This window comes from Chlamydiales bacterium, assembly GCA_016185065.1.
Lineage (GTDB): Bacteria > Chlamydiota > Chlamydiia > Chlamydiales > Rhabdochlamydiaceae.
In genome coordinates this window covers 70,180-90,340 of sequence record JACPOL010000009.1, presented here as the reverse complement: position 1 = coordinate 90,340, position 20,161 = coordinate 70,180, and the positions used below count along the sequence as shown (strand labels likewise).

Here is a 20,161-nt window from a genome sequence, read left to right as displayed (position 1 = left end):
TGCGAGGAAGTGGAGAGATGAGTTATAAGGGGCAGCATGAAACTGCCAACTTTTAAACTTGAGAAGTACTTCGATAGGCATGAGTTCCATGCCCCCTACATCCTTTGTGGATCCGATAATGAGCCGCTGAAGATGAGGGAGCTGCTTGCCATGGCAGACGAGGAGTCTCTGGAGCTGTGGGAGAGTTTAAGCTTGGGCTACACGCCCGTGCCTGGCGCCCCGCTCCTGCGCAAAGAGATTGCGAAACTCTACCAGAACATCGGAGAGCGCGAGATCGGGACCTTCGCAGGCGCAGAGGAGGCGATCTTTGCTGCGATGAGCGTGATTGTGCGTCCTGGCGACCATGTGATCGTTCCCACTCCCTGCTACCAGTCTCTTAGCACGCTGCCGAAGGAGCTGGGCGCAGAGGTCTCTCTTCTTCCTCTCAAAGAGCGCAGCGGCGGGTGGGTCTTTGAAGTGGAAGATCTCATTAAACTTGTCACTCCAAAAACGCGTCTGATTGTCATCAACTTTCCCCACAACCCGACGGGCGTGCATATCGACCGCAAGACTCTGGAGAGGATCGTCGAGTGCGCAAAGAGCACAGGCGCCTATCTCCTCTCCGACGAGGTCTACCGCTTCTCCGAACACCGCTCCCCTACTTCACTCATCGCAGCTGCCGATCTCTACGAGAAGGCGATAAGCCTCGGCGTCATGTCCAAGACCTTTGGCCTCGCGGGCCTGCGCATCGGCTGGCTCGCCACAAAAGATAGCGAGCTTCTCGAGGAGTGTCTGGATTATAAGTTCTACCTCTCGATCTGCAACAGCGGCCCCAGCGAGATTCTCGCACTCATGGCTCTGCGCGCAAAAGAGAGGATTCTGGAGAGAAATTTAAATATCATCCGAAGAAATTTAGAGCTTCTCGACCGCTTCTTTGAGAAGTATCCAAAGCTCTTCGCCTGGAAGAGGCCCACAGCTGGATCTACAGCTTTTCCCAAGCTACTGGCACAGATGCCGATCCGCGAGTTCACAGACGATCTCGTGAGCCGAGAGGGCGTCATGCTTCTGCCTGGTTCTGTTTATGAAATTTCTGGAAACTACTTCCGTCTGGGATTTGGAAGAAAGGATATGCCCGAGGCGTTAAACCGCTTGGAGCGGTACGTTAAGCACCGCTTCCAAGACAGATCTGACTACTAGAGATTAGACAGCATTAGGATTGTGCAAGATTCCCATGTCGAAGAGCATCGCGGCGATGAAGCCCGGTTCAACTTTCCCGAGGCCTCCATCGTCTCTTCTCCTTTGAACAGGCATACCGAAAATCTTTGCATCATCCGTGAGCTCCGCTTTAAGAAGCTCTTTGGTTTTGGCTAGAGTTCTCTCCGAACCTTCCCAATCTTGCTGGCTGGCCCAACCTCTCCACTCATTGAGGTCTATCGCTTCCTGCTTATCGATCCAGTCGAGCCACCACTGAGTGATGTCGGGAAATGGAAGTTCAGGTGTGCCGCTGGTCTCCTGAAGCGTCTCAACCATTGATGAGAGCGTATGACCGCGCATCATCCCGGGATCCTCACCCCAGAAAATCGTTTGAATTAAAGGCGCAAGAGTCAGAGAGACTCCCATTTTCATTAATGGGTCGATCACTGCTAGCTGATCGTTATCTGCCCCTGCTTTTCTTAAGCCCAGATCGCCCCCGTACATGTTTATCACGATATTCTTATTATGTCTGTCATGCCAATCAACAACGTTTCCCATAAGACCTATCATGGGGTTCGGGATCTGGTCATTACCCTGTAGGTTCATCATCACGGCGTAGAGCCCTTCGAAATCCCTGTTGCGTTGACTCTGCAAGCTGGTTAGGACCTTCTTCCTTACGCTAAATAGATCGCTTTCACCTACACAGCGAACGAATGCAGCTTCTGCGGCATCAAAAATACCGGGGCCGCAATACTCTCCACCTTCAACGGCAATGAGAAGAAGAAGATCCATGCGCTCCTCTTCCGGCTTTCTTGCAATCTCATGCACAACAGTTTTTAGATAGTCTTCGAGTAGATCGTAACTTAGAGGCTCTCCGTTCAAAATCTTGTGACCTTTGACTCCATCTACGCACGAGGCAAGACACTTTTTAACATGCTCTACTAGCTTTGCATCTGAGAGGAGATACTCTCCCGTGCTCTCATCTCTCTTCATCGGATCCGTATTGCGTCCAAGGTAGCGTTGATCGGCTCCCAGCTTCTGGCGCATGAGCTGGATGTTCTCTTCAGACCAGTTGATGCGGTCAAACTCAGCTTTTAACCCTGCGATATCCACATTAGGAACATTGTCTAAGGAGGTTTTGCAGTGAACATACTTTCTGTTCATATGAAGATTCCGAGGAGGCATAAAAACGTATCTTTCCAAGCCAAAATCCCATTCCATCCTAGATCTTTGTACGATGTCTTTGAGAGTGCTTGGGGTTAGCAGCCCTTCCGTGAGGTTGGGATCTGGCATCTTCACTTCGCTCCAGGAGAAGTACTTCTGGATGAAGAAACAGACTAGATTGAACCCGGCAAAGCAGGTGTCAAAAACTTGACCCGACATAAGACCCGTTGCAATCATGATAGGAGCGCTAATGAGGTGAACAACTTGTCTTACATACTCAGGAAGAACTCCATTTCGATCGAGGAATCCAACGCCTAAAACAACAGCAGCTGTGACTCCAAAAACCATGCTGCCAAAGTAGATCTGAACAACAGAAGAGACCATCGCTGCGACGTGGCAGAGAGTGCCGAGGTAGTCCTGGGCAAAGACGATGATCGCTTTAAGCGTCTCGTCGCTGACCCCGAACATCTCACTTGTCGCAAGAGCGAGTAGAATGGGAGTGAGATAGATCGCATAGCAAAGAGCTTGAGGAACCGCCTCATGGCCCGTTATTTGTAGCGCCTTATCGACAAACCCTAACGCCTGCCCCGCTTGGCCCATCTGCAGCATCGCAGTGAAGTAGCCGTTTCCGCCCGCGTGCACCGAGTCCTCGAGCCTCTTGGTCTCGGTCATCATGATCCCAGAACCTAGACCATTTAAGAATGGAACGATGTCTGCTACTCCTAACCCTGCTGTACTCATTGAATTTCTCTTATTTTAACTTGTATGCTTCATCTCGCCATTACCGCCACCGCTCGCAGCAGCACCGCTGCTGTTCCACTGCTCACCAATAAGACCTATCACCGTAAGAGCGGCAACCATAGTGTCTATATATAAGCCCGATACAAGACCGGTTCCGATCATGAGAGGAAGAGCGACATATTCAACGCCCTCTTTTACACACTCGGGAAGGAGATCGTATTCGTATAGAACTCCCACTGATAGAGTCGCAAAAGCTACAGCTCCGAAAATCATGTTTCCAAAAATGATCTGGACAACAGAGGAGACAAGCGCTGCAACATGGAAGAGAATACTAATGTTTTGCTCCACAAAATTGGCAATTGCAGTGAGCGCTTCACTTTCGATTCCAAATTGTGGAAGCTGATCCCTTGCCAGCACAAGCAGAATAGGGGTGAGGCAGATGACGGCATGAACTAATTGAGGAAGTGGCCCCCGCCCTACTACGCGCAGAGCACCTTCAGTAAATTCTATTGCCTTCACCTGTTGAATGAGCTGCACGAAGAGAGTATCCCAGCCCGAGCCACTTTTCTTATATCCATCAACCTCTGCTACTCTCAACGTAGCCATTATTACGCCCGATTCGAGACCGCTTAGAGCTGCTCCTAAACTTGCTGCACTCATTGAATTTCCCCTATTTTAACTCTCAAGTTCCCGTTAAACGCGAGTCTTCACCAGCGCCGCCCATAACACGTCCGGAGTGCGTACGCGTACCTGGTTTACGCCTCTGAGTCACAAGAAGATCATCTACGGCATCCTCCATCGCGGCAAAGGCACCATCAAGGGAACCATCTCCTCCGGTTACTTTTTCAACTCCAGATCTACGTCTGACAGTCGTAAGAAGCTCACCAGAGTCTGCTTTTGCAGCTGCTAAATCTTCCAATGTGTCAAAATGACCAGTCTCCTCAGCTCCTTCTTCAACTTGAACATCGCCTTCATCGCCTTCATCGCCTTCAACGCCTGCAGCGCCGTCGTCATCATGGACGCCTAAAGCCGCTCGAGCTCTCTCTAAATCCACTCGACCTCTTGGATGCTCTCTTCCTTCGCTGCCGCTGCAGCACTCTTGAATTGCTGCGAAAGCCCCTTGAGCGAGAGGAGTCCAACAATCCGCGGTAAGAGCTGCAAGTGCAATAGCACCAATGATAGTGTCTATCCAGAGGCCCGATACGAGGGTGGTTACAAGGAAGAGAGGAACAGCAACATCTCCGGCGATCTCTTTTACAGACTCTGGGAGGAGGTTGTGCTCATAGAGAAGCCCCACCCCTAGAACTGCGAGAGCTGCCACTCCAAACAGAGCGCTGCCAAAGAGGATCTGGACAAGAGATGAGACAAGCGCTGCCACGTGGCAGAGGGTGCTAATGTTCTTTTCTACAAAATCGACAATCTCTTTGATTATTTCACTTTCAAGGCCACACACTTCGGGAAGGATATCTCTTGCCGCGAGAAGGAGAATAGGAGAGAGGTAGATCACAACGTGAGCGAGCTGAGAAAACGGCTCCCGACCCACGACCTTCATGGCACCTTCAACAAACTCTAGAGCTTTTGCTTGCTGCAAAAACTGGAACCCAATGGTGAACGGAGTTGTCTGGCCCTCTTTTCTGAATTCATCAGTCTCCGCTAGCTTCACTACCGGCATCCACACACCAGAACCGAGACCACCTACAACTGCTCCTAGACTTGATACGCTCATTTGAAACTCCCTTGTTTTAAAGCAAAAAGTGTAACAGAAAAATGTTTTCGAGAAAAACAAAAAAGCTCTTTTATTCAATTTAAAAATCTAGTTTTTTACTTTTATTAATTAATAAAAAATTCAATATTTACATTTCTGAATTTCTAAAAAAATGTATTGCATGCTTTTTTCTTATTCATTATCACTGCGTTTTTATAGGTGTAACTATGATGATTGGCGTTTTCACTCTCTATCTGTTGGCGATGGCCTTCATCGTTGTAAAGAAAAGAGGAGTTGCAATCTTTAGCATCACAGCAGGGCTGCTCTTTGCGATTCTTACCCTCTGGTATCACGCAACATCAACGTTGAATATTAATCTATGAACTCAGCGCTCATGAGGCCGCAGGCGTTAAGTCGCCTGATCTCTTCTCTTCTGGTGATCGTCCACTGCGGGATTATTACTGCCGCATTCGTCTATCAGTACACTACGAATCAGGCCCCCTGCCCTCTCTGCTTTTTGCAGCGAGTGGCGATGATTGGAATTGCAGTGGGCCAGCTGCTGAACTTCCGCTTTGGCATCAAGATGTCCCACCATGCGATCTCCCTCTTCCACTGCGTCTTCGGTGCGGGGGTCTCGCTCAGGCAGATCAGCTTGCACGTCTGTCCAGGGTCTCCTACCTTTGGAACGCCTGTACTGGGGTATGGCCTCTACACCTGGGCGCTCATCTCTTTCGTCTGCTCTATCATCGCGATTGGCGGCCTGATGCTGCTCTACAATCCATCATGGAAACCCTTTCATTCTAAAGCACTTACACTCATGGAGAGGTTCGCCTTTCTCTTCACTCTTGCAATCATCATCGCAGATATCGTCAGCATCGGTATGATCTGCGGATTCACCCCCTGCCCCGACAACCCTTAAGCAAGCCCTCAGAAAAGCACTCGAAAGAAGAAATGGGCGAAAATGACCACACGCCAAAGAGAGAAATTCTTTCCCTCTCTCTTGCCCGCCTGTCCACTCCGTGTCCATTTCCTGTCCGTTCCTCGTCCATTAAAGTCCATTTTCTTCGGCGGGCTGCAGCACTTCTAAGAATCAAAATATTATTTAATAATTTAAATTAAAATTATTTCGACTATTTGAATAATTGTTTTATTTTGATAAAATTATTGTTTTATCAAACTAAATAAATGGTTATTTAATATGGCAGTTATTGCAGCACCTACAATTACATTTGTTCCTCCTCAACACGGGATTGGAGAGCACAAGATCGGTCACCACTGGGTTGATCTTCCAGGAGTCGAAAAGGCTTGGCACACTGCAAAGGCCCTGTTCAAAATCCTGGCTACTGCCGCTCTTGCCGGCACAGCCACCTTTTATGCGGTCCCAATTGCTGGCGTTGCTACAACTGTCGCTTTTACCACTGCTGGGCTGACTGCCGCGCTTGGCCTCGCGCTTCTAGCCTATACATTCTACCGCATCTACCATGTAGACCAGAACGCTCCTATCCCCTTTTTGGATGGGACTACGCCACTTGGCGCATGGGCAGATAACTCGGTATTCATCACGGAGAGCTCTACAGAAACGATGGAGATGAAGTCTCGTCTAATTGCAAGCGCACAGCACTCGATTGAGATCTCGGGCAGCTACTGCGGCGGGGCGATATTCGACCGCATGCTCATCCAGATTCAAGAGAAGCTTGAGCAGAATCCGGCTCTACAGGTCAAGATCATCGCAAACGACGATCTTCTCACACCTTCTAACTACGAGAAAATTAGAGACCTAGCAGCGAGATACCCCAACAACTTCTTCCTGCTTGAAACAAAGCAGCAGTACCTTCTACTGCCATCGCTTAGAACGATTTCAAACCACACCAAAATGGTGATTGTGGATGGAGTGAGATGCATCACCGGCGGAACGGGAATACAGGACGTACTCTCCAGAGAAGGTGGAGATAATGTAGGCCAAGGAGCTTCGCTTCCGGAGAGAGTTCTCGGAAGAGGCGCGCGCGATATGGATGCACTGGTCACGGGCCCTGCGGCTGAGACCCTGCGCCATGAGTACTACCAGCTTCTCGCCAAGTGGCAGTCACTTACCCCCGAAAGAAGACAATATGGAAATTTAGCCGCTCAAAGAGGCTACGAGAGGATTCCAGCCAACGTGAAACAGGCATCTCTCGAACAGCACGATGAGATTTTTCAAGATAAAGCCCGAGATAGGATCGTCACCTCGCCTACAGCTGTGATTACAGGATCCTACGAGCATGGAGATGCTCACGGCTGCCGCATGGCTTATCAGCAGATGATTCGCAGCGCTAAGAAATCGATTGCAATTGCTCACATGTGCCTCAACCAGCCTGAAGTGATTAGAGAACTTGAAGGCGCAGCAGCGCGAGGAATAGAGATCACGATCATTACAAATGGAAGTGCTACGCACTCCCCTCTCAGCTCCCGCTTCTTGGCTCCTGCCAACCGTTCAGCGCTTGAAAGGCTGATGCGATTTGGCAACGTGAAGTGTTACGAGTACACGCAAGAGTCGACCCTCTACCACAAGAAGGTCATGGTCATCGACGAGCAGCTCACAACAATGGGCAGTTACAACATCAGCTTCTGCGCTGAGACGGAAGATGAAGACATGGTCGTTTTTGATTCAGCGGAAGTGGCTGAGCAGACCCTTCGAGTTCTTCAAGAAGACGCGCTGCGCTCAAGAAGAGTGGGCCCTTCAACAACTTTCTACTACTACTTAAATGAATTTTTGAAAATGCTGACGCTTCAGGCCTCGGCCCACATCTCTCAATAGATTTATTAATCTCCGAGCAGTTATAATGTTTGGAGATTAATAAAGGATTTTTTATGGCACATGAAGTTAAGGGTCCTGCAGTTTCCTCTGTCCCACACCATGCACAGTTAGCAGGTGGTAGCGGATCCGCAGCGGGAGCGCCGGCAGGCGTTGGAGCAGCTCCTACTCGCCTTGCCACCGCAAACGAGGCTGAAGCGACATGCTCCTGTTTAGAGGCTCTCCTCCCCGACTGCATCATGGAGTGCATCAGAGGGCTCATCGCCTGGTTTACAAATCTTCTTTCAGAGGCCTCCCCCTACCCCGCGCTACTCCCCTTGTCTGCACTGGAACAAGAGGCGATCGCCTTCGCAGAGGCTGAACTCCAAGCTGCTGGCCCTGAAACACTATGCACCATTGTCGGGAAGCCCGCATATGTTCCCATCGGTAATAGCGGCATGAGAGACGATCCTTTAACTCTAAAAATTCACCAGCTACTTACCTTGTATGGAAATGCTCTCACTGCATTTGAAAGCCCTCTTGCAGGTCGAAGCGTCACAGATGAGGCCTCAAAAGCGGCTTGGAAAAAATGTATCTATCTCGCCTATGCAATAGGCTACTTCACTCTGCAAGATCTTCCAAGCTTCATCAATTGGCATTATGAGTGGAGCAAGGGCACCACCTTTCCCGTGGAAAAGCGTTATACATCTACCGGTATGATCACAGATGTTCGAAGCTACCAGAAAATAGCACTCTCTCTTGTTGGGCAGATGTACCAGCGCATGAGAGGCCATCTCACTTGGGACAGACCGAGCACCTCTTTCATCTACCCTCAAGAAGTTCCTGAAGAACACGCTGCTCGCTTCTATCAAGAGGGAACGCTTGAAAATAGCTGCAGGGAGCTGCACAATAATTTGTGCAAGCAGATAATGCAGTTTATCTCGCCAGCTGAAGTGGATGAGTGGCACCGGTACCATCTCGATCTTCTCAAAGAAGACCACCAGGACTTACCCTTCCGGGCCGATATAAAACTCCTCGCAAAGGAGCACGACCCTTTCTCCTTGATGTCTTACAGAAACAACTACCTCTCAGCATCGCTAACAGCTGCAATGTTAAACCCGCAGCTCGCACCTCTGGGCATGCAGATCCGCGTCCCCGGCAGCGAAGGACTACTCAGCCAGTAGATCTATCGCTTCTTTTAGCTTCGAGACGGTCTCTTTCATCTCCTGAGGGTCGATGGGCCCTTGCATATTTACAAAATACATGCGCCAGAAGAACTTAAGCGTAGAATCATCCCCCTTCATACGCGGGATGTAGTGAAAGTGCACGTGGGGAACGCTCTGTCCCACCTCCTCTCCATTCTTTTGCAGTAGCAGATAGGAAGAGGTCCCAAAGACCTTTGAAACAGCGAGATTCACCTTTCTGATGGTCTGAGCGATATGCAGACACTCCTGGTCGGTAAGCCCCTCAAAGCGCGGCACATGCCGTTTGGGAATGATCAGGCAGTGGCCCGGAAAGATCGGCTTATGCGTGTAAAGCGCAAGGACTAGCTCATCTTCATAGAAGGTCTGAGCGTCCAGCACCTTCGGATCACAGAAGGCGCAGTAAGCCTCCTCCTGCACCGGAGAAGAGGCACAGGCCGGCCCTACCAGAGCAAACAGCAGCGCTACTAAACTAATCATCCTTCTCATTGGCAAACCACCCGTTCAAGTTGCATGAAATTATGCAGCAAAACTTCAGATAACGCAAATTCTCTTCTCATCTGCTATTTAGGCTTCCATCGAGAGCATTAAAAAGAAATCTTGTTAAGTTAGTAAGTTTCAAATATTTTGTTCTATTCTTCAAATTTACCAAAAGCCCTATCAGGTAGCCTCCTCATGCGAAAAAAAACAAGCCTAACTCGAAATGGCACCTTCACTCTTTTTCTCCTCACTTTGTCGGCTTTTAATAGTCAGGTCTTTGCCGATTTTGCATATGTGACCAACAATAACGACACAGTTTCTGTGATCGACACGAGTTCTAGCACTGTCATTGCAACAATTCCCGTTGGCCAAAATCCGGTTGGTGTTGCGATTACCCCCAATGGCCAATTTGCATATGTGGTCAATAATAGCGACCAAGACGTCTCTGTAATCAATACGAACACCAACACAATCGTTGCAACAATTCCCGTTGGCCAGGGCCCAATAGGAGTTGCGATTATCCCCAACGGACAATTTGCGTACGTAGTTAACAATGCTACCTTTTTTGAAAGCGTCTCTGTAATTGACACGAGCACTAATACGATCGTTGCAACGATCCCAGTGGGCACCGCTCCATTTCAAGATGCAGCTAACCCAAATGGACTATTCGTATATGTGGTTAACAGCGTGGATGGCACCGTGTCTGTGATTAATACGTCAACAAATACAGTAGTAGCGACAGCCTCTGTCGGTGGCAACCCCTACGGAATTGCGGTTACTCCCAATGGGCTTTTTGCATATGTGACCAATTATGGTATCAATCTCGTAAATGTGTTGGATACGAACACCAACATGGTCGTTGCTACAATTTCTGTGGGCATTAATCCTCAAGGAGTTGCAATTACTCCCAATGGACAATTTGCTTATGTAACAAATTTTAACAACACGTCCGTATCTGTGATCGATACGAGCAGTAATATGGTCATTGCTACAGTTCCTGTTGGCTCTTTTCCGGGAGGAGTTGCGATTACCCCCGATGGGCAATTTGCATATGTGGCAGATAGTAAAATTACCATAATCAATACCAGCACCAACACCGTCGTCGGATCAATCACAGTTGGTTTGCTTCCTCAAGAAATTGCATTTAGAGAAGGCACCTCTCTGTTGCCTCCTAACAATCTTTCAGGACATCAGAAAAAAAATGACTTTGGCTTGTTATTCGAGCGGTTCAATCTTCTACAGTGGGAGGCAAGCCCATCTGCTTCGCAGGTTGCAGGTTATTTTGTTTATCGCAATGGCGTCAAGATCGCGACATTGAGCGCCTCTACATTTGAATATGAAGACCATAACAGAAAAAAGGGTGTGACAACTAGCTACTCAGTGACTGCGTTTAACAGCTCAAACAGCGAGAGCGCAGCGACCACCATCCAAATTAATTAAAAGCGTTGCTAACTTATTAGCATTCAAACTATACAACGCATTTCAACTCGCTCTTCAGGAGAGTGTTAGCAATGAGCAAAAAGATAAGCCTCGCTTTAAATCGTTCCTTCTCTCTTTTTCTCCTCACTTTGTCGGTTTTTAATAGTCAGGTCTTTGCCGATTTTGCGTATGTGACCAACAATGACGACACCGTTTCTGTGATCGACACGAGTTCCAACACTGTTGTTGCAACTATTCCTGTCGGCAATGCCCCTCAAGGAGTTGCGGTCACTCCCAATGGGCAGTTTGTATATGTCTCCAATGGTGGCGATGATAACGTCTCTGTGATCGATACGAGCTCCAACACCATAGTCGCGACGGTTCCCGTTGGTTTCAGTCCAGTAGGAGTTGCGATTACTCCGAACGGCCAATTTGTCTATGTAGTCAACAACCTCAGTTTTAGTCACAATGTCTCTGTTATCAATACAGCGACTAACACCGTCATTGCGACAGTTCCAATCGGCACTGCCCCATTTGGAGATGCGGCTAATCCCAACGGACTTTTTGTCTATGCCGCAAACAGCGTGGACAATACTGTGTCTGTAATCAATACAAGCACGAACGCAGTAGTTGCCACAACTGCTGTTGGGAGTGGTCCAATAGGAGTTGCAGTGACTCCGAATGGTCTATTTGCTTATGTAACTGATATTGGCGATGCTACAGTGAGTGTGATCGACACAAGCACGAATGCAGTTACGGCAATAATTTCTGTTGGCACTAGCCCGAGAGGTGTTGCAGTCACACCAAATGGGCAGTTTGCTTATGTGACAAATAATGGCAGCGCGTCCATATCTGTGATCAATACGAGCAGTAATACAGTCGTCGCTACAATTTCTTCCGTAGGTAGTTCTCCTCAGGGAATTGCATTTACACCAGATGGCCTGCTGGCCTATGTAGTGATTAGAGGAGATGACACCGTCATTACAATCGATACTAGCACGAACACTATCGTTGGATCCCCAATTGCAGTTGGCTTGTTCCCTCAAGAGATTGCGATTAGAGAAGGCACCTCTCTGTCGCCTCCTAACAATCTTTCAGGGCACCAGAAAAAAAATGACTTTGGCTTGTTATTCGAGCGGTTCAATCTTCTGCAATGGGAAGCAAGTGCATCTGGTTCGCAGGTTGCAGGTTATTTTGTTTATCGCAATGGCGTCAAAATCGCGACATTGAGCGCCTCTACATTCGAATATGAAGACCACAACAGAAAAAAAGGTGTGACAACCAGCTACTCAGTGACTGCATTTAATGCCTCCAACAGCGAGAGCCCAGCGGCTACCATCCAAATTAATTAAAAAAATTGGAACTATGAAAAAATATTCAACAGTACGTACAGGGCTTTTTATCTCCGCCCTACTCTCAGCTGCTCTTACAGAAGGATTCTGCGACAGTTCAGGTTCAGCAGATAACCTTTCAAAAGCCTCCTCCTCTATCCCCCCTCTCGTAGAAGCCAAAGTGGGCTACTTCTTTTTTGCAGATAGCAAAATGCGCAAAATCTACGATCGCGGGGGATTGGATCTTCAACTTAGCGGATCTTATCCCGTGTGGAGATGGCTGCAGGTCTATGGCAGCATCGAGTACCTAGAGCGCCATGGCAGGTCATTAAACGACCATCAGAGGACGTCGATCTGGGAGATCCCCTTGAGTTTAGGACTCAAACCCGTTCTTAAGATCTGCCCACAAGTACACGCCTACTTCACTGTAGGCCCTAGATATTTCTTTGTGCACCAAGATAACACCTCCTCTTACGTTGACAGAGATGTAAACAGCAATGGCTTGGGAGGCTTTGTAAACACGGGATTTAACTTCTTCCCGATTCCTCATCTACTCCTGGACGTCTTCGGAGAGTACTCCTATAAACGAATCCACGCCCACTCTTCAAAAAGAAATGTTTATACTAGAGAGATTCAAGTTGGGGGCTTCGCTTTTGGCGTAGGCATAGGTTACGCCTTCTAAGAGGGTGTCTACAAAGGCAGCAACATGCTTTTTTAGTCTTTCCGGCAGACTTTAAATTCTCTTTCTTGGTCTACTTTCTCAAGTATGTCCTGCAAAATAGAATTTAAATTCTACCAAAAACTCTTAAAAAATCAAAGTTTCTGACTTCGTAGATACCCTCTAAATACCTTTCATTTTTCTAGAGGAGCCGCTAACATCTCCGCCTAAAAATGGAGATTTTATGACCTCAACAGCAGTTTCTAGAGCAGCAAAAGTTCGGTGTGTAGCAGTAGAGAGAACACCACAAACAGGATTGGGCAGACTGCCCGATGCTCTCGTGGTTCTATTTTTCCAATATCTAAGCCCGACCAGAGACACAGGATGCGCAGCAAGGGCCTGCTTTTTTTGGAGCAATAAACGCGCAGGAATCACTCTGCTTGCTCTGAGGCGCCAGTTTGAGAGCTCTGTACCAGAACCATTTGCAACAGTGGTTGCACTTAGCGATCGCATAAAAGCCAGATGGCCTTACCTGAAAACCATATCCAGATCGAGCATGTTTGACAATGCTTCGTACGGTAGAGAGTTCATGCATTTAATCCCTCTTCTAAATCCTAAAGCGGTCTCCTTTGAGCGCAATGTTGATGAATCAATAGGAGAGCTGATAAGTGAAGACATGATAGTGCCTACAACCCTTGAATTTTGCACCTTCCCGAGCAAGATCACTTCAAAAACCGTTACTTCTTTAACACTAAACTTAGAAGACACGGAAACGCTAGGCAGAAAAGAGTGCGCTATATTGAGAAAGAACTTCCCGAATTTAACCGCTCTTGCCATCAACTGCATCAAGGTGAAGATAGATGTAAGAGCTCTTCTCAAAGAACTTCCAGCTTTGACAGCTCTTAAATTACATAATTTTAATTTTTCACAGCAGACAGGCGGCGCTTTTAACAAATTTAGCACCCTAGTTCCATCTTCTGTGGCGGTACAACACCAAAGGCTTAGAGAGCTAAGCTTTGATGACTGCACTGTGGATTTTGGTCTGCTTTCTGCTCATCTAGCGCTTGCTCCAAACCTTGAGAGAATTACACTTGGGAAGTGCTCTGTTACTGGAGCGGTTGCACCTGCTGCTGCACCAGCTGTAGCGAGCATGGTAATGAATGCACCTAAACAGGTCCATGATGTGAGCGTGATCATCCCCCCAGCTGGCTGGCAGCTTAATACCAGCTACTCCGTCGGAAAGGTCTCACGATCTCGATCATTTTTTTCGACCGAGGAGATCGTTCGCATTGAAGGAGAAGTTACCATGCGCAGAACAACTGGCGCTTAGACCGGCTGAGAAGTAGCGCCGGGCGTTAAGCCAAGTATCTCAAGCTTTGGGTTTTCTCTTTCCATGGCACCCTTAAGACCTATCGGGTCGGGAATGTGCGCGTAGCTGGTAAGATCCATTTTACGAAGCGCTTGGCATGCCCTAGCAATTGGAAGGAGATGTTCTGGGCCGAGACCAGTAAGGCTCAAATTTAGATCCGTTATTCTAGATCCTCTTTTCGCTATCTCTCTGGCGATTAACCTCTCCTCATTTTCTGACACAGGCAGCATAGATAGCTCTAAGGAAGTTAGGCTTGGTAGCGCAAAAATGGTTTTTACAGCTTTGCGGGTAATGTTCACACAATGTACGAACGAAACTTCTGTAAGAGTAGGGATTTTTGAAAGAGTTTTAGCCGCTTCTTCAGAGATGTTAGAACAAGAAAAAAAAGTGATACTCCGCAATCTTTTTAAGCTCGTGAAATCGCGCAGCGACTTATCGCGCAGCGCATTGCAATGAAAAAAGCTGAGAGTTCGAAGGTTAGGGCACGCCTCAGGAATACGGGAAAATGTTCTATTTAATGGAGACTCTTGAATTGCGAGAGAGAGAAGCTGCGACGCCCTCTGCGTGCTAAAGACCCCATCCAGCATCGCCCTACTTGGGTCGCATAATTTCACCTTGCGCACGTTTGACATTAGATCTAGGATTTGAGTGTAGCTTCTCTGTATCTTTAAAGAGCGCTTAGAAAACATAGTGCACGCGTAAAGAGTCTCATCTGTTTGCTTCGCTCCAGTCAACGCCTGTCTATTGAAAACTTCTGTCCGCACAGCATAAAACGCTTGGCACACAGACAGTGTCTTATCCTGGCTCAACGCTTTTATGCCGATAAGACCAAGTGTGTGTATCAGAAGAGAAGATGGAAGAGCAGTGCACCGATCGGCAGGAGAGCTTTCAACATCACCGGAACAACGCATCTTTTTTAAGCTTGAAACTGCCGACATAAAAACGCCTTTGAAATATGAAAAATTCAAAGAGTTTACTCTAAGCAACTACTTACTTTGAAGAACTATTCCCAAATAAACTTGTTTTTGTAAGCAGATATTTTTGACAACACGACAACAACCACTTATATATTATGCTGCAAGAGAAGATCTTCAACGACTTCTAAACAGATCTCGGGGATTTTTCTCTCTTGATCAACGCAATCTTTAATGTCTAAAACAGCTCTTTTTATCTCGTCAGGCAGCTCTTCTGATAAAGCGTTATCTCCAGGCCAAGAGGCGTCGCGCGTAGCTCTATCGGGCCAGCGGGAATATGCTACCCATAGGCCATCAGATGTGCGGTGCAAGCAAGAGCCTATTGCACCCCTGTGCTCAACAAAATAAGAAGCGATCTTGTTCCACAAGTTCTGATACTCCTTTTCGCGACCAGCCTTCAAATACCCTTGATAAATCACTGCGAACATACGCCTCCGGATTGAGATAGGCTCATTTTCCACAAAACGCCTCATTTAAAAAAGTGTCTAAAAATAAAAAAAATACTACTCTCACCAGAAAATAACGTTCTGCAGGAATAGGCATGACCTCCTTTTTAACTAGAGCAGCTCTAGGATCTCTAATCTGTTTTACCATCCCGGCTTTTGCGGACTCTGCCCAGGAAGATTGCCCTAGCGGCAAAAAACACTACCGCTTATCAGCCAGACACATTGAGGGTGGTGGAGTAGGTTACAGGCAGGGTTACACCACTCTTGAAACCTTTCTAGCTCCTGATCCTGAGCGCTGGTCTGTAATGCCCTTCTTGGATGCAAGAGGCCACGTCTTTGATAATGGAAAATGGGCAGCAAATGCGGGCACTGGGATTAGAGGGGTTTATGGATGCAGAGCCTATGGCCTAAACGCCTTTTACGACTACAGAAACACAAAAAGGCAGCGCTACAATCAGATCGGGGTAGGATTAGAAACTCTGGGAACGCTCTGGGACTTCCGGATGAACGGCTACCTGCCTGTGGGCAGAAAAATCACATCTCCCTATCACACAAAATTCGACCGTTTTTCCGATCACCACATGATTCTCTCTAGAAAATATCAGTTCGCTATGAAAGGAGCCGACGCGGAGGTGGGGTTTCACTTTGGCAAGACTCGTCTGTTTGACTTCTACACAGCAGCCGGCCCCTACTACTACATCGGAGAGGTGGGTGGCAATACTTGGGGTGGGAAGGCGCGCATTAGCGGCACCTTCAAAGATTACGTTACTTTAGAACTCAGCGACTCTTACGACAGGAGATTCCACAACAACTTCCAGGGACAGATTACTCTTTCGATTCCCTTCGGAAAAAAATCTAGCGTAAACAAAAAGGGGTGTAGAAACACATGCGAGCTTGCAAGTGCGCTTGTCTCTAGAATGGTTCAACCTGTTGGAAGAGAAGAGATCATCGTTGTTGGGCGTGAAAAAAAGGATGCTGTAGCCACCGATCCCGCAACTGGAGAGCCTCTCTTTTTTGTATTCGTTGAAAACACAAGCAGCTCGGACGGCACCTACGAAAGTCCCTACCCCACACTTGCTCTAGCACAGGCCAATTCGAAGCCTGGAGATATCATCTACGTATTCCCTGGCAATGGCACCACGACAGGGATGGATTCTGGGATCTTATTAAAAGCTGATCAGAAGTTTTGGGGTTCGGGAGTTGGCCATTCGATACAAACTTCTCAAGGCACGATCTCCATCCCCGCCCAAAGCAGCTCCTCGCCGATTATTACGAATACTAATATCGATACAGATGGTAATGCGATTACTCTAGCGTCTAATAACGTCATAAGCGGTTTCACCATCTCGTCTTCAATGAACGATGCCATTTTTGGGCCTGATTCTCAAAACTTAGAGGTCTCTTCTTGTACATTTGAAAACACGAATACTTTTGCGATCGAGGCTACCTTTTCTAACGACGCCTCGATATCTGTAATGAACAATCAGTTTTTGAACAATACCAACGGAATTCATCTGGTTCTAAACGGCGCATCCACGCTGGCCATTTCGAGCAACACTTTTCAGGGACAGACTTCGATATCTGAGCCGCCCATCGCAGTTGCCCTTGATTCGGCTCCGACTTCAGCCACTTTTGAAAATAACGTCTTTAACGATAATGAGACCGGCTCTGTAAATATCTCTTACAATGGAACAGCTGCTACCGAGCTCACCTTTATCAAGAACACCTTCACCAACAACAGGACGGGATCCGCATCAACCCTTGGATCAAATATTGTGCTCAATGCAAATGGGAACACTGTCACCAGTTGCAACATAGATCTAGTAGAAAACACCTTCTCTGGAAACAGTGCGGATTCCCTATACATACACACGAGTGGGGCGATTACAGATTTGAACGTCGCAGCCTCTGGAAACACCATGTCAAATAATGGTGCTTCTGCACTAGTTTTTGCAAGCGGGTGCACAAACTTCTCTCTAAATGCGACTAATAACACCTTAACAGAGCTCAATGACAACGGAATCTCGATTATAGGTGGGACTCCTTTCCAAACTGCAAATATTACGATAAGCAGCAACACCATCACTGATATTGGCAACAGCCAAAATGCAATTGCTCTCTCTCAAGCAGGCTCTACTCTAAATTTTACTGCAGAGAACAACACAATTGAGAGATGTGAAGGATCGGGAATCCTCTGCTTTTCTGATGAATTCACAAATATGACCGCGAATATCACAAATAACGTGATCAGCAATTGCCAAAATGGAGGGGGGAATGCAGCCTCAGGTATCAGTCTGGATACCTATGTTAACCTTCGCTCTACAATCGCAAACAACACCCTCTTAAGTAATGCAAGCCCAAGCATTGCCCTGGGCCTTTTTACCACTGGAGATCCCACTGTTTGTTTGACACTGACAGGCAACAGCACCAGTATTGACCCTGGTTATTCTCTTAGCAATCCAGGAACCGGTGCTTTTAATTTAAGCCCATGCAACGTCGATACAGTAAACATAGGAACGATTACGGAGGTAGGCGTTATAACCGCTGTCGACTCCTGCCCCAGCGGGGCCCTATGCCCTCCATAAAAATAGATCTTAAAAGTCTAAGCGCAGGTCGGCAGTGAGCCCCTGCAGGACCAGATCTGAGTTCTGTGTGCCAGAGGCATCTGAGAAGACTTGAAATTGACTCATCCAGTCTTCGATCTCGTAGCCCAACTTCAGAGCGAAGTGAGAGCGGTTCTTGTCAAAATTAAACTCCCAACCGAAGCCCATTAATGCTTGAAACATAAGCGCACCAAAGTTTCGAGCTTTCATAGGAATGGAAGTCTGGGTTAAAAGCACATCGACAAACTCATCGCGCAGCGTCCAGCGCCCCCACATGTAGGCTGCTGAGAAGTTGCTGATGATGCTGAAAGCGTGCCTGTTCACGCTTCCGAGAATCCACTTCCCATTGACGCCTCCTTTCGGGCCTCCTCCTCGGAAGTTGTTCTTCACATTCTCGTCAGCGAAATATAAAGTGCCAAGTCCCAGAAAATTCGGAGTTGTCCATTTCATGTGAATTTTCTGACTGATCCAGCCCCCTTTCACACCAATGAAGGGTCGCAGAGACAGGAATCTACTAACGAGGAAACTCCTGCCCAAATCCCAGTCGAACATGTTGTAGTGCACATCAAAGCGCACTTTCCCAGTTTTAAAAGGCTCTAATAAAGAGAGTCTAGCAGCTAGGAACGCCGATGTGACTGCCCCTTTCACATGATCCCTTGCCTGCGTCTGAAACCAGGTATAGGCGATCTGGGTGTCCCACTGGTCGTGGTGCATATTATAACCCAGGCCAACACGAAAGCCGGGATCCCAACCGAAGGAGATTGTCTTATAAGTGGTTCGTTCAAAATTGTGATTTGGTGCGATCGTGAATGACCAGTCGATCGTTTCACTGGTATGCCAGTAGAGCGCATCTACAAAAACATCGATGTTTCTATCCTGCTTTATCGGCCGATCGGAGAGGTTCGGCAGACCGCTATCCATTCTTTGCATCTGGAGACCAGTAGAGTCAGCAAAGAGCTCTCCCCCTGTCCACATTACAAGAACAATAACTACTCGCAGTAAAGCACTTCTCATTTTCCTCTTACTCATCTAGAGAGCGTTAAAAATCGAACCGACAATTGAGAGTCACCCCTTGAAGAGTCAAATCGCCATGCAATCGCACCAGCTGAGATGTAGCAACTCGAAGCTGATTCACCCAGAGCTGCATTTCGTAACCTACTCGTGTGGAAAAATGCGATCTTCCCTTCTTAATATCAACATCCCACCCCGTTCCTAGAAATCCCCTTAACATTAGAGCGCCAAGCGTTGAATTTCGGGTATGCACAGAAACTCTTTTCCCAGTTGTTTCTTTGTAAACATCACTGCAGCTCCAGGTTCCCCATAAAGTAGCTATGGAAAAATCTCCAAAAAGGCTGGGGAAATGCGTGCCAAAATTACGCAATTTCCACTTGGTATTTACTCCGCCAACGGGTCCTATGCCCCAGAAGTTATTTTTCACCTGCTCCTTAGCAGAGCTACTTGTGAAAGCATTGGCAATAATCAGATTCTTATAATTCACATGAATGGACTGGTCGATCCATCCCCCTTTAAGGCCGATAAAGGGACGTAGAGATAGTCCCTTGCTCACCCAAAAGGTGCGGCCCAACTCCCAATCGAACATATTGAAGAGAATAGACCAGCGTATCTTTGCGCTTTCTGCAAAGTTACTGCCAAGATCCGCTGCAAAAAATTCGGGGTGAATCTCTTCAGTTATTAAGATTTTACCTGCAATTGAAATGAATTCTGGAAGAAGGTGTATCTCCTTATGGGCTTCTGTGCGAAACCAGGTCCAATTGAGCTGTGTATCCCACTGATCATACTCTAGATTGCGCCCAGCACCCACTCGAAAGCCGAAATCCCAATTGAAGTTGATATCGGGCACACCAAAGGAGCTCGTGTTTTTTCCAATCTTGAGAACGTCTGCCCAAATTGCGGAAGCCTCTTCCGAAGCGTACCATGCAAAGGCGTCGGCAGATAGATCCCAGCTTCCAGCGGTGCGTGATGAAACGTTCGGCAGACCACGCGCTAGCTCTTGTTTCTGCCCATCTGAACTAATCGTATCAGATGCATCAACTCGCATTTGAAGTAGCAACATCGACGCAGTCAAAATGAAGAGTAGAAACTTTTTCATGCTTCTCTATGCGACG

General features: G+C 47.5%; 18 protein-coding genes. 10 read left to right on the top strand and 8 right to left on the bottom strand.

From position 1 onward, the window contains the following. Nucleotides 1-36: 36 nt before the first annotated feature. Complete coding sequence (locus tag HYX48_07740; GenBank protein ID MBI2743790.1) at nt 37-1,176, top strand: aminotransferase class I/II-fold pyridoxal phosphate-dependent enzyme; 1,140 nt, start codon at nt 37-39, stop codon at nt 1,174-1,176. Between the two features lie 3 nt (nt 1,177-1,179). Here the strand turns inward: HYX48_07740 and HYX48_07735 are convergent, their stop codons facing one another. From HYX48_07735 to HYX48_07725, 3 genes are read right to left on the bottom strand one after another with little or no spacing between them, the layout of a single operon-like run. Then, entirely contained in the window at nt 1,180-3,078 is a 1,899-nt protein-coding gene (locus tag HYX48_07735) for a hypothetical protein (protein ID MBI2743789.1), read from the bottom strand. A 15-nt stretch (nt 3,079-3,093) separates the two neighbouring features. Then, entirely contained in the window at nt 3,094-3,738 is a 645-nt protein-coding gene (locus HYX48_07730; protein ID MBI2743788.1) for a hypothetical protein, read from the bottom strand. Between the two features lie 22 nt (nt 3,739-3,760). Beyond that, a complete protein-coding gene (locus HYX48_07725) occupies nt 3,761-4,804 on the bottom strand; it encodes a hypothetical protein (GenBank protein MBI2743787.1) in 1,044 nt (347 codons plus the stop codon). Between the two features lie 206 nt (nt 4,805-5,010). Between HYX48_07725 and HYX48_07720 the strand changes: the two genes are divergently transcribed. From HYX48_07720 to HYX48_07705, 4 genes are all read left to right on the top strand, one after another. Beyond that, on the top strand, nt 5,011-5,166 hold the full coding sequence (locus tag HYX48_07720; protein ID MBI2743786.1) for a hypothetical protein: 156 nt from the start codon (nt 5,011-5,013) through the stop codon (nt 5,164-5,166). Continuing rightward, nucleotides 5,163-5,702, top strand: a complete 540-nt coding sequence (locus HYX48_07715; protein ID MBI2743785.1) for a disulfide bond formation protein B — start codon at nt 5,163-5,165, stop codon at nt 5,700-5,702. The genes HYX48_07720 and HYX48_07715 overlap by 4 nt, the downstream gene beginning before the upstream one ends. A gap of 279 nt (nt 5,703-5,981) precedes the next feature. Continuing rightward, the gene (locus HYX48_07710) at nt 5,982-7,577 is read left to right on the top strand and encodes a phosphatidylserine/phosphatidylglycerophosphate/cardiolipin synthase family protein (GenBank protein ID MBI2743784.1); all 1,596 of its coding nucleotides are present in this window, start codon (nt 5,982-5,984) and stop codon (nt 7,575-7,577) included. Between the two features lie 53 nt (nt 7,578-7,630). After that, nucleotides 7,631-8,737 (top strand): hypothetical protein, encoded by a 1,107-nt coding sequence (locus tag HYX48_07705; GenBank protein ID MBI2743783.1) that lies wholly within the window; start codon nt 7,631-7,633, stop codon nt 8,735-8,737. Here the strand turns inward: HYX48_07705 and HYX48_07700 are convergent. After that, on the bottom strand, nt 8,723-9,244 hold the full coding sequence (locus HYX48_07700) for an HIT family protein (protein ID MBI2743782.1): 522 nt from the start codon (nt 9,242-9,244) through the stop codon (nt 8,723-8,725). The genes HYX48_07705 and HYX48_07700 overlap by 15 nt on opposite strands. Before the next feature lie 186 nt (nt 9,245-9,430). Here HYX48_07700 and HYX48_07695 point away from each other — a divergent pair, with 186 nt between their 5' ends. The 4 genes from HYX48_07695 (at nt 9,431) to HYX48_07680 (ending at nt 13,973) form a co-directional block, all read left to right on the top strand. Continuing rightward, a complete protein-coding gene (locus HYX48_07695; GenBank protein ID MBI2743781.1) occupies nt 9,431-10,675 on the top strand; it encodes a hypothetical protein in 1,245 nt (414 codons plus the stop codon). A 71-nt stretch (nt 10,676-10,746) separates the two neighbouring features. Further along, nucleotides 10,747-12,006 carry a YncE family protein gene (locus HYX48_07690; protein ID MBI2743780.1) on the top strand — a complete coding sequence of 420 codons (1,260 nt, stop codon included), beginning with the start codon at nt 10,747-10,749 and terminating at the stop codon, nt 12,004-12,006. Nucleotides 12,007-12,019: 13 nt separating this feature from the next. After that, nucleotides 12,020-12,667: a hypothetical protein gene (locus HYX48_07685; protein MBI2743779.1), complete on the top strand. Its 648-nt coding sequence runs from the start codon at nt 12,020-12,022 to the stop codon at nt 12,665-12,667. 220 nt (nt 12,668-12,887) lie between these two features. After that, the gene (locus HYX48_07680; GenBank protein MBI2743778.1) at nt 12,888-13,973 is read left to right on the top strand and encodes a hypothetical protein; all 1,086 of its coding nucleotides are present in this window, start codon (nt 12,888-12,890) and stop codon (nt 13,971-13,973) included. Here the strand turns inward: HYX48_07680 and HYX48_07675 are convergent. Beyond that, entirely contained in the window at nt 13,970-14,950 is a 981-nt protein-coding gene (locus HYX48_07675; protein MBI2743777.1) for a hypothetical protein, read from the bottom strand. The genes HYX48_07680 and HYX48_07675 overlap by 4 nt on opposite strands. Nucleotides 14,951-15,075: 125 nt before the next feature. Further along, entirely contained in the window at nt 15,076-15,414 is a 339-nt protein-coding gene (locus tag HYX48_07670; GenBank protein MBI2743776.1) for a hypothetical protein, read from the bottom strand. A 113-nt stretch (nt 15,415-15,527) separates the two neighbouring features. Between HYX48_07670 and HYX48_07665 the strand changes: the two genes are divergently transcribed. Further along, on the top strand, nt 15,528-18,017 hold the full coding sequence (locus tag HYX48_07665) for a right-handed parallel beta-helix repeat-containing protein (GenBank protein MBI2743775.1): 2,490 nt from the start codon (nt 15,528-15,530) through the stop codon (nt 18,015-18,017). 9 nt (nt 18,018-18,026) lie between these two features. On the opposite strand, the gene HYX48_07660 is transcribed toward HYX48_07665, so the two are convergent. Together HYX48_07660 and HYX48_07655 are read right to left on the bottom strand one after the other, a co-directional pair. Beyond that, nucleotides 18,027-19,049 carry a hypothetical protein gene (locus HYX48_07660; GenBank protein MBI2743774.1) on the bottom strand — a complete coding sequence of 341 codons (1,023 nt, stop codon included), beginning with the start codon at nt 19,047-19,049 and terminating at the stop codon, nt 18,027-18,029. 25 nt (nt 19,050-19,074) lie between these two features. Next, nucleotides 19,075-20,145, bottom strand: coding sequence for a hypothetical protein (locus HYX48_07655; protein MBI2743773.1), 1,071 nt, complete (start codon nt 20,143-20,145; stop codon nt 19,075-19,077). Nucleotides 20,146-20,161 lie beyond the last annotated feature (16 nt).